The sequence below is a fragment of the Dyella sp. 01N36 genome, assembly GCF_056399745.1.
Genome location: NZ_JBFTRY010000098.1, coordinates 1 through 12,603, shown reverse-complemented (window position 1 = coordinate 12,603; position 12,603 = coordinate 1). Strand labels below are relative to the sequence as shown.

The 12,603-nt window shown below is 65.1% G+C and carries 15 protein-coding genes; 11 read left to right on the top strand and 4 right to left on the bottom strand.

The annotated features are described in order from the left end of the window. Positions 1-213: 213 nt before the first annotated feature. Entirely contained in the window at positions 214-1,035 is an 822-nt protein-coding gene (locus tag AC1DMG_RS14545; protein ID WP_441605377.1) for a ferritin-like domain-containing protein, read from the bottom strand. 142 nt (positions 1,036-1,177) lie between these two features. After that, positions 1,178-1,594: a universal stress protein gene (locus tag AC1DMG_RS14540; RefSeq protein WP_477175091.1), complete on the bottom strand. Its 417-nt coding sequence runs from the start codon at positions 1,592-1,594 to the stop codon at positions 1,178-1,180. A 381-nt stretch (positions 1,595-1,975) separates the two neighbouring features. On the opposite strand from AC1DMG_RS14540, the gene AC1DMG_RS14535 reads away from it, so the two are divergent. The 9 genes from AC1DMG_RS14535 (at position 1,976) to AC1DMG_RS14495 (ending at position 7,636) form a co-directional block, all read left to right on the top strand. Next, complete coding sequence (locus AC1DMG_RS14535) at positions 1,976-2,434, top strand: hypothetical protein (RefSeq protein WP_441605379.1); 459 nt, start codon at positions 1,976-1,978, stop codon at positions 2,432-2,434. 92 nt (positions 2,435-2,526) lie between these two features. Then, positions 2,527-3,072 carry a peroxiredoxin gene (locus AC1DMG_RS14530; protein ID WP_477175090.1) on the top strand — a complete coding sequence of 182 codons (546 nt, stop codon included), beginning with the start codon at positions 2,527-2,529 and terminating at the stop codon, positions 3,070-3,072. Further along, positions 3,072-3,623, top strand: coding sequence for a hypothetical protein (locus tag AC1DMG_RS14525; RefSeq protein WP_441611491.1), 552 nt, complete (start codon positions 3,072-3,074; stop codon positions 3,621-3,623). The genes AC1DMG_RS14530 and AC1DMG_RS14525 overlap by 1 nt, the downstream gene beginning before the upstream one ends. A 71-nt stretch (positions 3,624-3,694) precedes the next feature. After that, positions 3,695-4,447, top strand: coding sequence for a DUF2884 family protein (locus tag AC1DMG_RS14520; RefSeq protein WP_441605382.1), 753 nt, complete (start codon positions 3,695-3,697; stop codon positions 4,445-4,447). A 110-nt stretch (positions 4,448-4,557) separates the two neighbouring features. Then, positions 4,558-4,992, top strand: coding sequence for a DUF2383 domain-containing protein (locus tag AC1DMG_RS14515; RefSeq protein ID WP_441605383.1), 435 nt, complete (start codon positions 4,558-4,560; stop codon positions 4,990-4,992). 26 nt (positions 4,993-5,018) lie between these two features. Beyond that, positions 5,019-5,591 (top strand): DUF924 family protein, encoded by a 573-nt coding sequence (locus tag AC1DMG_RS14510; protein WP_477175089.1) that lies wholly within the window; start codon positions 5,019-5,021, stop codon positions 5,589-5,591. A 26-nt stretch (positions 5,592-5,617) separates the two neighbouring features. Next, positions 5,618-5,890 carry a DUF2845 domain-containing protein gene (locus AC1DMG_RS14505; RefSeq protein WP_441605385.1) on the top strand — a complete coding sequence of 91 codons (273 nt, stop codon included), beginning with the start codon at positions 5,618-5,620 and terminating at the stop codon, positions 5,888-5,890. Between the two features lie 205 nt (positions 5,891-6,095). Continuing rightward, entirely contained in the window at positions 6,096-6,350 is a 255-nt protein-coding gene (locus AC1DMG_RS14500; RefSeq protein WP_477175088.1) for a DUF2845 domain-containing protein, read from the top strand. A 62-nt stretch (positions 6,351-6,412) separates the two neighbouring features. After that, positions 6,413-7,636, top strand: a complete 1,224-nt coding sequence (locus tag AC1DMG_RS14495) for a low temperature requirement protein A (protein WP_441605387.1) — start codon at positions 6,413-6,415, stop codon at positions 7,634-7,636. Positions 7,637-7,641: 5 nt separating this feature from the next. Here AC1DMG_RS14495 and AC1DMG_RS14490 read toward each other — a convergent pair whose 3' ends face one another. Beyond that, positions 7,642-8,667 carry a 2-dehydropantoate 2-reductase gene (locus AC1DMG_RS14490; RefSeq protein ID WP_477175087.1) on the bottom strand — a complete coding sequence of 342 codons (1,026 nt, stop codon included), beginning with the start codon at positions 8,665-8,667 and terminating at the stop codon, positions 7,642-7,644. Beyond that, positions 8,664-10,322: an FAD-binding dehydrogenase gene (locus AC1DMG_RS14485; protein WP_477180681.1), complete on the bottom strand. Its 1,659-nt coding sequence runs from the start codon at positions 10,320-10,322 to the stop codon at positions 8,664-8,666. Before AC1DMG_RS14485 ends, AC1DMG_RS14490 begins: the two co-directional genes overlap by 4 nt. A gap of 214 nt (positions 10,323-10,536) precedes the next feature. On the opposite strand from AC1DMG_RS14485, the gene AC1DMG_RS14480 reads away from it, so the two are divergent. Together AC1DMG_RS14480 and AC1DMG_RS14475 are read left to right on the top strand one after the other, a co-directional pair. Next, positions 10,537-11,376, top strand: coding sequence for a DUF2884 family protein (locus AC1DMG_RS14480; protein ID WP_477175085.1), 840 nt, complete (start codon positions 10,537-10,539; stop codon positions 11,374-11,376). A gap of 137 nt (positions 11,377-11,513) precedes the next feature. Then, the gene (locus AC1DMG_RS14475; protein WP_477175084.1) at positions 11,514-12,347 is read left to right on the top strand and encodes a mechanosensitive ion channel family protein; all 834 of its coding nucleotides are present in this window, start codon (positions 11,514-11,516) and stop codon (positions 12,345-12,347) included. Positions 12,348-12,603 lie beyond the last annotated feature (256 nt).

The following is a 12,603-nucleotide window of genomic DNA, read 5'->3' as shown; positions in this document are numbered from 1 at the left end:
CACTTGTGCGCGACCGGCCGGAGCGGTGAGTCCACGCGCCGCGGTCGCGCACAAGTGCGCTCCTACAAGGGGAGCGCGCACGTCGTGGATGGCGGATCAACGCTGCCGACGGGCTATTTGTGGGAGCGCACCCTGTGCGCGACAAACCTACGGAGCGGAATACTCGGCCTTGGTCATCGCCATCGATCTAAGYGAGCGCCACCCAGCCACGCCTTAATTGAGAAACAACCTCTCCGCCAACTTCGCCAGCGGCTTCTCCATCGCATTCTGCAAACGCGGCGGCAACTCCAGCGGCTTGAGCAGCATCTTCACCGTCATTTCCGCGGGGATATTCCGCCTCAGCAAATCCTGCGCGCGTCCCGTGACGCGCTTGAACTCGGCGTGGTTGTCCTTGTGCTGCGGATAGCACTGATCGAACACGTGGCGCAGCGCGATGTCGCTGTCTTCGCCGCGGATTTCGTTGAGGCGGCGCAGGATGACCCGGAATATCTTGTAGCGACCGAAGCCCTCGCGTTCGCGATACAGGCGGTAGTGCTGGTAGAAATTCTTGTAGTGGCGGACTTCGTCGCTCTTGATGTGACCGGTGAGCTGCTTGAGCACGGGCTCATCGGTGATGTCGTTGAGTGCGCGGTAGAGGCTGGCGGTACCGGTTTCCACCACGCAGCGCGCGGCAAGTTCCAGGCCACGGATGGGTTCCAGTTGTTCGGCGGTGCACACCGCGCCGTACTCGGCCCAGAACGCGGCGAAGCCCTTGTCCCAGTCGAATTCCGGCCACACCGCTTTCACATAGGCGGCAAGGGCGCGGCCGTGCTGCAGTTCCTCGTGTTCCCAATGCTGGCTGAGCCAGGTCTGCAGGGTCTCGTCACCCGCGAAGTGGTCGACCAGATTGTGCGTATACAGGTCCGAACCACTCTCGACGAAGGAGGCGCTGCATAGCAAGAAAAACAGGTCTTCGTTCTGGCGTACACGTTGGATGTCGATCCGGCTGAAGTCCAGGCTTTCGAGGGTCCAGGGCAACGATTGGGCATAGCTCACGCGGGCTTTCCTGTGCGGGGGGCCGAAGGGCTGGCTTGACGCGGGGCACGGCGCCAGCCTGGCATGACGATCGTGTGACAGCATACGACGAGACGGCAACGCGGGATTAACGAGCGCCGACCCGCGGGGCTGGCGGGTGGGCTCAGCGCACCACGGTCACCGGCACGTGGGCGCGCTCGAGCACGTCGCTGGAGACCGATCCGAGCAGCCAGCGCGCGAGCGCGCCGCGCTCGGTATGGCCGATCACGATGTGATCGATGGCGTGGTTGCGTACCTGCTCCAGCAGGACATCGCCGGGGCTGCCGCGCACCACCTCGGCGTCGATCAGGGACGCCGTGCCCGGCACCAGATCCTTCACTTCGTCGAGCAACTGGGAGCAACGCTTGCCGCCCTGGTCGGCGATCATCAGCGTACAGGTGTCGGCGCTCCCTTCGGTCACCTGCAACACCGACACCACGCGGACGCGGCCACCGGTGGCCTGCGCCAGTTGCACGGCAAAGCGCAGCGCGCGTTGCGATGTGGCGGAGCCGTCATAGCCGACCAGCGAATAGTTGGACATGCGCTACCTCGGGCACAGGCAGGCTTGCTGTGTCGGGCACGGGTGCGAGGCGGCCCAAGGCAGATCGGCCTGCGGTTTTCTCGGATCTTGAGGGTCAGCGTAATCCTCGCCGCGCGCCTGCGCTACGGGTGATGCGCCCAATCCATGCGCGCTCATCAGGCGGCCGAAACACAGGGCTTCCCCAGGCGCAACGTACGGGCACGACACGCTTTTTTAAGCCTTGAGCCAGCATTGCTTGCGAAGCCGTTAACGAAGCATCCAGCTATTTGCACACTGCGTTCACGGGAACTGCCGACCATGGAGGTGCTACGGCGGACAGGTGCACGCTGACCACAGTGGCTGACGTCGTCCGAAGTCCTCATTCACTGCAAGGAGATGAAAATGATCAAGCGTTCAATGGGTATGGCGGCTCTCGTACTGGCTTGCGCAGGCGCCATGTCGATGGCACCGGTATCCGCAGCCCGTGCGGCCGAAGCCGAAGTGAAGTGCGATCTCTCCTTCAGCATTTCCGGATGGTCGCTCATCTACAAGCATGCCTCGGGCAGCGGTACGGTGGTTTGCAATAACGGCCAGAAGTCCAAGGTGAAGATCTCGGTCAATGGCGGCGGCATCACCGCCGGCAAGTACCGCATCGACAACGGCAAGGGTGACATCACCCATGTGCGCAGTATCGACGATGTGTTCGGCACCTATGCGCAGGCCGGTGCCGAAGCGGGCGTGGTCAAGAGTGGCGAGGCCCAGGTGTTGACCAAGGGCACCACGTCGCTGGCCCTGCATGGCAGTGGCGAGGGCGTGAACCTCGGCGTTTCGGTGGGCGCGTTCGAGATCGAGCGCGAATAAGTCACCGTTGCAGGTTCGATGCAGAGGGCGCCGCATGGCGCCCTTTGTTTTGCTGCGCGTAAACTGGCCCGGAATTCTTTCGGAGTGTCCCGATGCCTCGCCTCTCGTTCCTGTTGATGTTGAGTCTGCTGCTGGGCCTGCTGGCTCCGGCCTATGCCGACGCGCCCGCCGCCACGCTGCCGCAGGTCGGCCAGAAAGCGCCTGATTTCCACCTGCAGGACCAGAACGGCAAGTGGCATACGCCGGCCGATCATCAGGGGCGTTGGGTGGTGCTGTACTTCTATCCGAAGGACTTCACGCCCGGTTGCACCACCGAGGTCTGCGCGTTCCGCGACGATGTTGCCAAGCTGCGCCAGCAGGGTGCCGACGTGCTGGGCGTGAGCCTGGACGATGTGAAATCGCACGCGGACTTCGCCGCCAAGTACCACGTGCCGTTCCCCTTGCTGTCCGATGCCGACAGCAAGACCGCGCAGGCCTATGGCGTGCTCGCTTCCAAAATGGGCTTCAAGTACGCGCGCCGCACCACCTTCCTGATCGACCCGCAGGGCAGAGTTGCCAAGGTCTATGAGGATGTGGATCCGGAGAAGAATTCGGCCCAGGTGCTGGCCGATCTCGCATCGATGAAGGCGTCTTCCTGATGCCGTTGATGCTGCGTAGCGAAACCCGCCGCGACGGCTTCGCGCTGTGGCGCATCGTGACCTGGCTGATCCTGCTGCTGGCGGCCTATGGCTGCATGCAGTACGCGTTGCATGCCACCCAGTTGTGGCGTGTGCTGCAGCCGCTGCCCGCGTCCAATACGGGCGACATCTTGCAGCTGCACAAGATGCTGGCCTGGGATGTGCTGTATTTCGTCGCAGCGCTGGCGCTGGTGGTGATCTGCGCGGGGGCGATTCTTCGCCAGGGCTGGGCGCGGCCTTCGCTGCAGCTGGCCAGTGTGCTGCTGGCGGTGGGCTGGGGCCTGGTGGGTGGGCTGATGCTGTTCCTGCAGTGGCGCGACTTCAGCCAGGCGGTGGCGTTGACCAATGCCCAGGACTCGCTCGATACCGCCTCGCAGATGGCGATGGCGCATATGCGCCGGTCATTTCTGATGGCAGTGGGGATCAAGTTCGTAGGTGTGCCGGTATTGCTGTGGCTGGCCTGGTGGCTGGGGCGCCCGTCGGTGCGTGCCCAGTTCCGCTCGCGACGCTGAGCACGTTCGGTTCAGGTCCGGTTGCCGCGGCGCGGGTTATCGCTGCGGCATCGTTTGCTCCGGGCCCTCCCATGTTCCTGCGCCGCCTGTCCCTCCTCGCCACCCTCTCGCTGGCCAGCGTGGCCTTGCACGCGCAGGACCTGGCGACCACCTGCCACGCCACCAGCAGTTACGACCTGACGATTGCGCCCGATCGTCTCTTGTTCGATCGCTCGCAACCCTTGCCACGCCAGGTGGAACTGCGCGATGGCAGTCTGCGCACCGATGGCAGCAAGGTCGCCCTGCGTGCGGACGAGCAGGACCGCCTGGCCTTGTTCGAGCGTGAGTTACGAGCCCTGGCGCCTCGCGCCAAGGCGGTGGCAGCCAATGGCGTGGACATGCTCGCGGCCGCCATGCACGACGAGGGCACCCGCCTCTCGCTGGACCCCGCGACACGGGCAGAACTCGACCGCCGCGTGGCGTCCCGCGCGGCAGAGCTCAAACAGCGCCTGGCGGCCAGCAACAGTACCCACGACTGGCAGGGCAACCTGGCCGACCAATACGCCAACCAGCTGGCCTCTGACCTGATGCCCTTGCTGGCCAATGATCTCGGCCAGCAGGCCATGAATGCCGCCATGACCGGCGATCTGCAGGCGGCGGCCAACCTGCGCGATACGGCCGGCGACCTCACCACCCAGCTGCGCCCCCGTCTGGAGCAGCGCATGCAGGCCCTGGGGCCGCAGGTCCAGGCCTTGTGCCCGGCAGTCCAGCGGCTGGCCGAGCTGCAGCAGGGCATCCGCGGTACCGGCGGCCAACCCCTGAACTTGCTGGACGTGGGTCAGTAAAACCCCGGCTGAGCGAGGGTTCTCACGAAGCCTCAGATTAACCCTACGCTAAGTGGCGAAGGACGAGGATGGCGCCTGCATTCGCTTTTAGCTCAGCAGGAGGCGACTTCGTGTCGCGTGCACCGCAATACAACGCCCTTATCCGGCGTGGCATCGATGACCGGGACCTGTACCGCAGGGCCCTGGTCCAGGTTCGTGAACCGGGACTGCAGGCTTTGYTGGCCGAGAACCTGCACACCCTGGACGCCCTGATCGGCGACCTGCAGGCACAGATGCATGCCGCGGGCCGCACACCGGCCAGGCACGGCACGCTGCCTGGCGCCGTGCGCGGGGCGCTGGCTGACATGGTCACCGGCATGGCCTCCAACCGCGATTCGGCCTGGGTCCACTATCTGGCCCGCCACGAGTGCGCTCTGCTGAGGAGTTTCGAGCAGCAGATGGCGCTGGCCTCGGACGAATCGGCGCGCGTGCTGAGAGTCCAGTTGTCGCGCCTGCACGGCATCCATAAGGATATGCACTGCCTGGCCGGTACCACCCACGGTTGACCGGTCGCCCATCGTAAGGAGCGCGCGTGCCGACCCCCACGGACGTGTTGGATTTCTGGTTCGCCGAAGATTCGCAGGCGCACTGGTATGAGCGCGACGACGCTTTCGACGCGGCCATTCGCCAGCGCTTTGGCGACACGCTGGACGCGGCCCGGCGCGGCGATCTCGATCACTGGGCGCAAACGCCCGAGGGCTGGCTGGCCCTGCTGATCGTGCGCGATCAGTTCAGTCGCAATCTCTATCGCGACGACGCCCGCGCGTGGTCGGCCGATCCCATGACGCAAGTGCTTGCGCTCGATGGCATCGCGCGCGGCGACGACCAGCGGCTGACGCCGATGCAGCGCGTCTTTGCCTATATGCCGCTCGAACATGCCGAGAGCCCGGTATTGCAGATGCACTGTGTGCACTTGTTCGAACGGCTGGTGGCCGGTCAACCAGTGTCCGAGCGCCCGCGTTTCCAGAACTTCCTTGATTACGCGCGCCGCCACCACGATGTGATAGCACGGTTCGGGCGGTTTCCCCACCGCAACGCCGTCCTTGGCCGCCTCGATACGCCTGAAGAGCTGGCGTATCTTGCGACACCGGGATCAGGTTTCTGAGCGTCACCGACGACACGGAGTTGATCATGCGCCGCTATCTGTTCATTGCCCTGTTGCTGTTGAGCGCAAGCGCCACGGCAGCCAATACCTATCGCGTGGGCAGCGAGGTGCTGACCGTCGGCGACAGTGCGGTGCGCGCCATGCAGCTGATGGGCAAGCCGGATTTCAAGGAGCCGGTGCAAAGCGACTTCGGCGGCTACCAGGGCGAGCGCTGGCAGTACATGCGCGATGACGGACGCGTCGTCATCATCACCATCCTCAATGGCAAGGTGTCGGACATCGCCGACCGCTCGCGCTGAGCGATGCGCCATCGACGTGAACGACGACAGCAGGCGATGCCTGCCGACAGCAAGCCGCGGCCGTAAACCCATGCCGTGATCGGATATCGCATCGCTAAGGTGACTCTCCGTGCCACGTGCACACGGAGAGGGACGAGCGATGCGTCGAACCATGTGTCTGAGTGTCCTGTTATTCGCGTGCGCGGCTCACGCAGGCAGCGGAACCTTGCGCGTCGGCAGCCAAGTGCTGGTGGTGGGCGACTCCGCCACGCGGGTCCTGGAACTGCTGGGCAAGCCGTCGTACCGCTCGCATGCCGCCTCGTCTTCGAGCAGTCACCGGGGCAGCCGACGCAGCCGCAGACACGGCGGTCGATCGACATCGTCGGGCGGTGAGCAATGGCAGTACCGGCAGGGCAGTCGCGTCGTCACCATCGTGGTAGCCGACGGCAAGGTCAGCGCGATCCGCGACGATGGCCACTGAGTGAGATGGCGGCGCGGCCGCCGCTCATGCGATAACTGGCGCGAGGGAAGGGAGATCGCGTCATGTCCGAAACGTCTGCATCGGCACAACGCCGCTCGCCAAGCCTGCTGCGCCCGCACCAGCCGGGCACGCACGGCAAGGTCACCAATATCGAGCTGTTCTTCGATCTGGTGTTTGTCTATGCCGTCACGCAGTTGTCGCACACGCTGCTGCGCGACTTGAGCGTGCTGGGCGCCGTGCACGTGTTGCTGCTGTTTCTGTCGGTCTGGTGGGTATGGATCTTCACTGGCTGGGTCACCAACTGGCTTGACCCCGATCGCTTCGCCGTGCGCCTGCTGGTGCTGGCGCTGATGTTCGCGGGTCTATTGCTGTCGGTGGCGCTGCCCGAGGCGTTCGACGGCCACGGCCTGATGTTCGCCTGCGCCTACGCCTCGATGCAGGTGGGGCGCTCGCTCTTCATGGTCTGGGCGTTGCGAGTGTCGACACCGGCGGCACGCCTGAACTTCTATCGCATCACGCTGTGGTTCGCGGTGGCGGGTGTGCTGTGGGTGATGGGCGGCCTGGCCTCGGACCAGGCGCGGCTGGCCTGGTGGGCCGTCGCGTTGGGTATCGAGTACGTGGGACCGGCGGCGTATTTCTACGTACCGGGGCTAGGGCGATCCTACACGCGCGAATGGGACGTGGAAGGCGGCCATATCGCCGAGCGTTGCAGTYTGTTCGTGATGATCGCGCTGGGCGAATCCGTGGTGGTGATGGGCAGCACGTTCGCGGAAGGCACGCGCACGGCCGACCTGTGGTTTGCCTTCATCATGGCGTTCGTCGGCTGCGTGGCGATGTGGTGGATTTACTTCGACCTCGGCGTGGAGCGCGGCAGCCGCTCGATCATCCAATCGACCGATCCGGGACGCACGGCGCGGCTGGGCTATACCTATCTGCACCTGTTGATCGTGGCCGGCATCGTGGCTTGCGCGGTTGGCGACGAGCTGAGCCTGGCGCATCCCCTCGCCACGGCGCAAACGGCGCAGATCGCCGTGTTGCTGGGCGGCCCGGCGCTTTATCTGCTGGGCAATGCGCTGTTCAAGAAAACCGTCAACAACACCAATTTTCCACTGTCCCATCTGGTGGGGCTGGGCTTGCTGGCGGCCCTGGCGTGGCCAGCGCATGCGCTGCCAGTAGTGGCGCTGGCGACGGCGACCACGCTGCTGCTGGTCGGCGTCGCGCTGTGGGAAACCATCTCGCTGCGCAATCTGCGGCGTGAGCTTTACGCCGCTGAAGCGCAGGAGTAACGCGCTTACGTCACCGCGCGGCTGCGCAAATCGTCGAGCAATTCCTGCGCCGTCCATGCACGCCGCGCCTGTTCGACCTGATGCACCAGCTCGACCAGTCGCGCATTCACCGGTGCGGCGACACCGTGCGCCGCGGCCAGCCGCACCACTTCGCCGTTGATGGCGTCGACCTCGGTGGAGCGGCCACGTTCAAGGTCTTCCCACATCGACGAACGCGCCACCGGGTCGATCGCCAGCAGGCGCGAGGCGAGCCGGCGGAACCAGCTGTCCGGCATCTCCAGCACGCGCGGCAACCAGGCTGGCGGCAAGGGCGTGAGTTTGGCTGGATGCATGTCTGCGGCATCGAACACCGTCAGCGCTTCGCGTTGGGCCAGCGCCAGGCAACGACGCCAGTCGCGCTGGGAGAGTTGTTCCTTCAAGGGCAGGTTGGACAGCGCGTTCAGTGCGTTGTTGAGGTTGAGCAGGAGCTTGGCGGACAACACCGCGGGCATATCGCTGCGCGCCAACAGCGGCAGGCCCGATGCTTCGAACACGGGCAGAAACGCAGCCAGCGCTTCGTGCGCCTCCACCATCAGCTCGCCGCCGGAACCCTGGTGGAAATCGCCGGGTATGCGTTGCAGCACGTTGAACGGGACCATCCCGGCCAACACCGGATGGCCGGGCAGGGCATCGCGCAGGATGGCGGCGTTGTGCAGGCCATTCTGGAAGCTCACCACCGGCACGCCGGGAGCAATCACTTCCGCCAGCTCACGCGCCACCGTTTCAGTGGCCGACGACTTCACGGTCACCAGTACCAGGTGCGCTTTCGCCGCAGCGAAGGGATTGACCTGCAGCTCCACATCGCGCGCGGCGACGTGTTCATGGCCGCCGAGCAGGTCGCTCCAGTCCAGGCCGTGGATGCGCCAGGCGTCGATCACGCGGCGGCGGCCGATGCAGGTGATACGGGCATTGTCGTGCAGCCGGGCGCCGAGGTAGCCGCCCACGCTGCCTGCGCCGTAGATGGCGATGCGGGGCAGGGCATGCACGCTCATGCGATAGCCTTGGCGGCGGCGCGACCGGCGATGCGTCCGGAAAACAGGCAGCCGCCGAGGAAGCTGCCTTCCAGTGCGCGATAGCCATGCAGACCGCCACCGCCGAAGCCTGCCGCTTCGCCCACGGCGTAAAGCCCTGGCATCGGCTGGCCATCCTGGCCGAGCACGCGCGCATCCAGATCGGTTTCCAGACCACCCAGCGTCTTGCGCGTGAGGATGTTCAAACGCACCGCGATCAGCGGGCCGTTCGCCGGATCCAGCAGGCGATGCGGCTTGGCCACGCGTACCAGCTTGTCGCCGCGATAGCGACGCGCGTTGTGGATGGCCATCACCTGGCCGTCCTTCGTGTACGGATTGTCGAACTGGCGATCGCGCGCCTCGATCTCCTGGCGGATATGCGCCAGGTCGAGCAGCGTGTTGCCGGCGAGCGCATTCATGCCGGCGACGAGTTCTTCCAGCGTGTCGCGCACGATGAAGTCGCGGCCGTGCTGCTTGAACGCTTCCACCGGTGCAGGTGCGCCCTTGCCGACCGCGCGCTTGGCGACTTGTCGCCAGCTCTTGCCGGTGAGATCGGGATTCTGCTCCGAGCCCGACAAGGCAAATTCGCGACGGATGATCTGCTGGTCGAGGATGAACCAGCTGTAGTCGTGGCCGGTGCGACGCAGATGCTCCAGCGTGCCCAGCGTGTCGAAGCCTGGCCACAGCGGTCCGGGCAGGCGGTTGCCGGCGGCGTCGAACCAGAACGACGAAGGTCCCGGCAGGATGCGGATCGCGTGCTTGGGCCAGATCGGATTCCAGTTCTCGATGCCTTCCACGTAGTGCCACATGCGATCGCGATTGATCAGCCGCGCGCCGGCGCTTTCGCTGATGCCGAGCATGCGGCCGTCCACGTGCGCGGGCACGCCGCACAGCATGTGCGCGGGTGGCGGGCCGAGACGTTCCGGCCAGTTGCGCCGCACCAGCGCGTGGTTGCCGCCGATGCCGCCCGACGCCACGATCACCGCCTGCGCGCGCTGTTCGAAATCATGCAGCACGTCGCGCGAACTGGGCTTGCCGCGCGCCATGCCGTCGGCCGCCAACACCTTGCCGCGCACGCCCACGACGGCGCCGCCTTCCACGATCAATTCATCCACGCGATGGCGGAAGCCAAATTGCAGCAAGCCTTTGGCCTGTGCTTCGCGGGCGCGCCGCACGAACGGTTCGATCACGCCGGGGCCGGTACCCCAGGTGACGTGGAAACGCGGCACCGAATTGCCGTGGCCAACCGAACCGTGTCCGCCGCGCTCGGCCCAGCCCACCACCGGAAACCAGCGCATGCCCATGGCGTGCAGCCAGGCGCGCTTTTCGCCGGCGGCAAAGTCCACATAGGCTTGCGCCCAGCGGCGCGGCCAGTGGTCCTCGGGGCGATCGAAGGCCGCCGTGCCCATCCAGTCGGCCAGCGCAAGTGCATGCGAATCGCGCACGCCCATGCGCCGCTGTTCCGGCGAGTCGACGAAAAACAGCCCCCCGAACGACCAGAACGCCTGTCCCCCCAGGCTTTGTTCCGGTTCCTGCTCGAGCACCAGCACGCGCTTGCCGGCATCGGCCAGCTCCGTGGCGGCCACCAGCCCGGCGAGGCCGGCTCCCACCACGACCACATCGCACCCTTCCCGCATCCCCCGCCTCCCCGTGGCGATTTGCGTCTTGGGAACTTAGCGTGCCTGTCGGCGCATTCCTATGCGCGCTGCGTCATAGCCCGGAAGTCCCGATAGCCCAGAAGTCTCGGGTGACTGGTGGCACGGCATGACCTCAAGCCCATGCCCGCACTCATGCCGTGCTGCATCGTGGCGATCGAGGCCCACGGCATGTGGCACACGGAAGGGGAACGACATGCGTACCACCATGATGGCTTGCGCGCTGGCGGCGGGACTGGCACTGGGCGGTTCGGTGCATGCACATGAGCTGGACGTGCATGACGGTCATTGCGGCTATTCGACGGCCTACGATGTGCAGGTCATGCCGAGCGGCATCGGTTTTCACCGCGACGACGGCAAGCCCGTCGACGTGTTCATGCATGACGGCCATTTACGCGTGGATGGCCGCGACGTGTCGGTGAGCGATGAAGATGCCGCACGTCTGCGCGACTACGAGCAGCAAGTACGGCTGCTATTGCCGGAAGTCGCGGATATCGCACGCGAGGGCGTCAACATCGGATTTGCCGCCATGCGCACCGTGCTGATGACCTTCGCGCAGAACGACGACGAGCGCCGGCACATGCTGGGCCGCCTGGATGAAAACCGCGGTCTGGCCCTGGCCCGCGTCGACGCCGGGCTGGGCAAAGGCGTGTGGAAGTCCGACGACATGGACGAGATCGTCGAAAAAAGCGTCGAGAATTCCATTTCCGATCTGGTTTCCAAGGTGGCTGGTGAGGCCGTCTCGGCGGCGCTATCCGGTGACCAGAGCAAGGTGGCAGCGCTGCAGGCGCGGGCCGAGTCGCTGGATAAGAGCATCGACCGCGAAGTGAACAAGCGCGCCGACATGCTGGACAAGCACGCCGACGCGCTGTGTCCGAAACTCAGTTCGCTGGACGCGCTGCAGCACCAGTTCCAATTCCGCCTGCAGGACGGCTCACGGCTGCAACTGCTGGCCTACGACAAAAAAGAACACAACAAGAAGCTGATGACAGCCACGGACAGTGCCCGCGCCGGCGGAGGCGAATCCGCGCACTGATCCTTCGTCAGGGCTCCCCTGCCAGACATTGGACCGCGTCGGTGCTGTCGATGCGGTCATTTTTCGTGGGCGAAACAGAACCTTGATTGTTGCGCTGGTAGTCTCTCGGGGTTTTTTCGTTGAGAGCGCCGCCACTCATGCACGATCTTCTGGCCCGTCTGCCCCTTTCCGAAGCCACCATTTCGGTGCTTATCAATATCGGCCTGGCTATCTTGCTGCTGCTGATCGGCGTATGGCTGGCCGCGCGCGTGGCCAACATCGCCCAGCGCGCCATGCATCGCGCGAATGTGGACGTGACGCTCAGCGGTTTTTTGCGCAACCTGATCTATGGCGTGCTGATTGCGATGTTGATCGTGATGGCGCTGCAGCAGGCCGGCGTGCCCTCGGCGCCGCTGGTGGCTGCGCTGGGCGCGGGCGGTCTGGCCATTGGCCTGGCCTTGCAGGGTTCGCTGAGCAATCTGGCCTGGGGCGTGCTGTTGATCGTGTTTCGCCCGTTCCGGGTGGGCGATTACATCCAGGCCGGCGGCGTGGAAGGCACGGTGGAAGCGGTGAGCCTGATGCACACCATGCTGACCATGCCCGACAACCGCGAGGCGGTCGTGCCCAATGCCAAGATCGGCTCCGACGCCATCATCAATTTCAACCGACGCGGCACCCGTCGCTTCGAGTTGAAAGTGCGCGTGGGATACAAGGACGATCTCGGCAAGGCGATGGAGCTGATCCGCGGGCTGTTCGACGCCGATGCGCGCATCCTGAAAGATCCTGCGCCGGGCGTGTGGACCGAGAGCCTCAGCGACAGCGGCGTGATGCTGGTGCTGCGCGCCTATACCAAGAGCGCCGATGGCTGGGGTGCGCAGACCGATCTGCTGCGCGCGCTGAAGGATCGATTCGAAGCGGAAGGCATCAGCCTCGGGGCGCCCCAGCAGCAGCTGGTATTGCTGCAAGGACGCCCGTCGGAGCAGACCACCTGACGAAGTGGAATGCTGCGACTGGGATCGTCGTTGCGGCAGGCCCGAAATAGCTAGACCAAAGTCTTGCATACGTATGCGAATGGTGCCTTCAAACGATCCAAAAGCGTCCAGAACGCGGTCTCGTTCGCTATCATTGAAAACCTTACGCGGCCGTCATCCCCGCCGGCTCGCCATCGCCATCCGTAGGAGCAACCATGGCCGACCTTAAAGAAGCACGCGTTCCCGATATCGGCAGCGAGAACGTGCCGGTGATCGA

Excerpts from the sequence above, each read along its gene's own strand:
- AC1DMG_RS14540 (WP_477175091.1), bottom strand. The coding sequence starts at position 1,594 with ATGTCCAACTATTCGCTGGTCGGCTATGACGGCTCCGCCACATCGCAA.
- AC1DMG_RS14535 (WP_441605379.1), top strand. The coding sequence starts at position 1,976 with ATGATCAAGCGTTCAATGGGTATGGCGGCTCTCGTACTGGCTTGCGCA.
- AC1DMG_RS14530 (WP_477175090.1), top strand. The coding sequence starts at position 2,527 with ATGCCTCGCCTCTCGTTCCTGTTGATGTTGAGTCTGCTGCTGGGCCTG.
- AC1DMG_RS14525 (WP_441611491.1), top strand. The coding sequence starts at position 3,072 with ATGCCGTTGATGCTGCGTAGCGAAACCCGCCGCGACGGCTTCGCGCTG.
- AC1DMG_RS14520 (WP_441605382.1), top strand. The coding sequence starts at position 3,695 with ATGTTCCTGCGCCGCCTGTCCCTCCTCGCCACCCTCTCGCTGGCCAGC.
- AC1DMG_RS14505 (WP_441605385.1), top strand. The coding sequence starts at position 5,618 with ATGCGCCGCTATCTGTTCATTGCCCTGTTGCTGTTGAGCGCAAGCGCC.
- AC1DMG_RS14490 (WP_477175087.1), bottom strand. The coding sequence starts at position 8,667 with ATGAGCGTGCATGCCCTGCCCCGCATCGCCATCTACGGCGCAGGCAGC.
- AC1DMG_RS14485 (WP_477180681.1), bottom strand. The coding sequence starts at position 10,322 with ATGCGGGAAGGGTGCGATGTGGTCGTGGTGGGAGCCGGCCTCGCCGGG.
- AC1DMG_RS14480 (WP_477175085.1), top strand. The coding sequence starts at position 10,537 with ATGCGTACCACCATGATGGCTTGCGCGCTGGCGGCGGGACTGGCACTG.
- AC1DMG_RS14475 (WP_477175084.1), top strand. The coding sequence starts at position 11,514 with ATGCACGATCTTCTGGCCCGTCTGCCCCTTTCCGAAGCCACCATTTCG.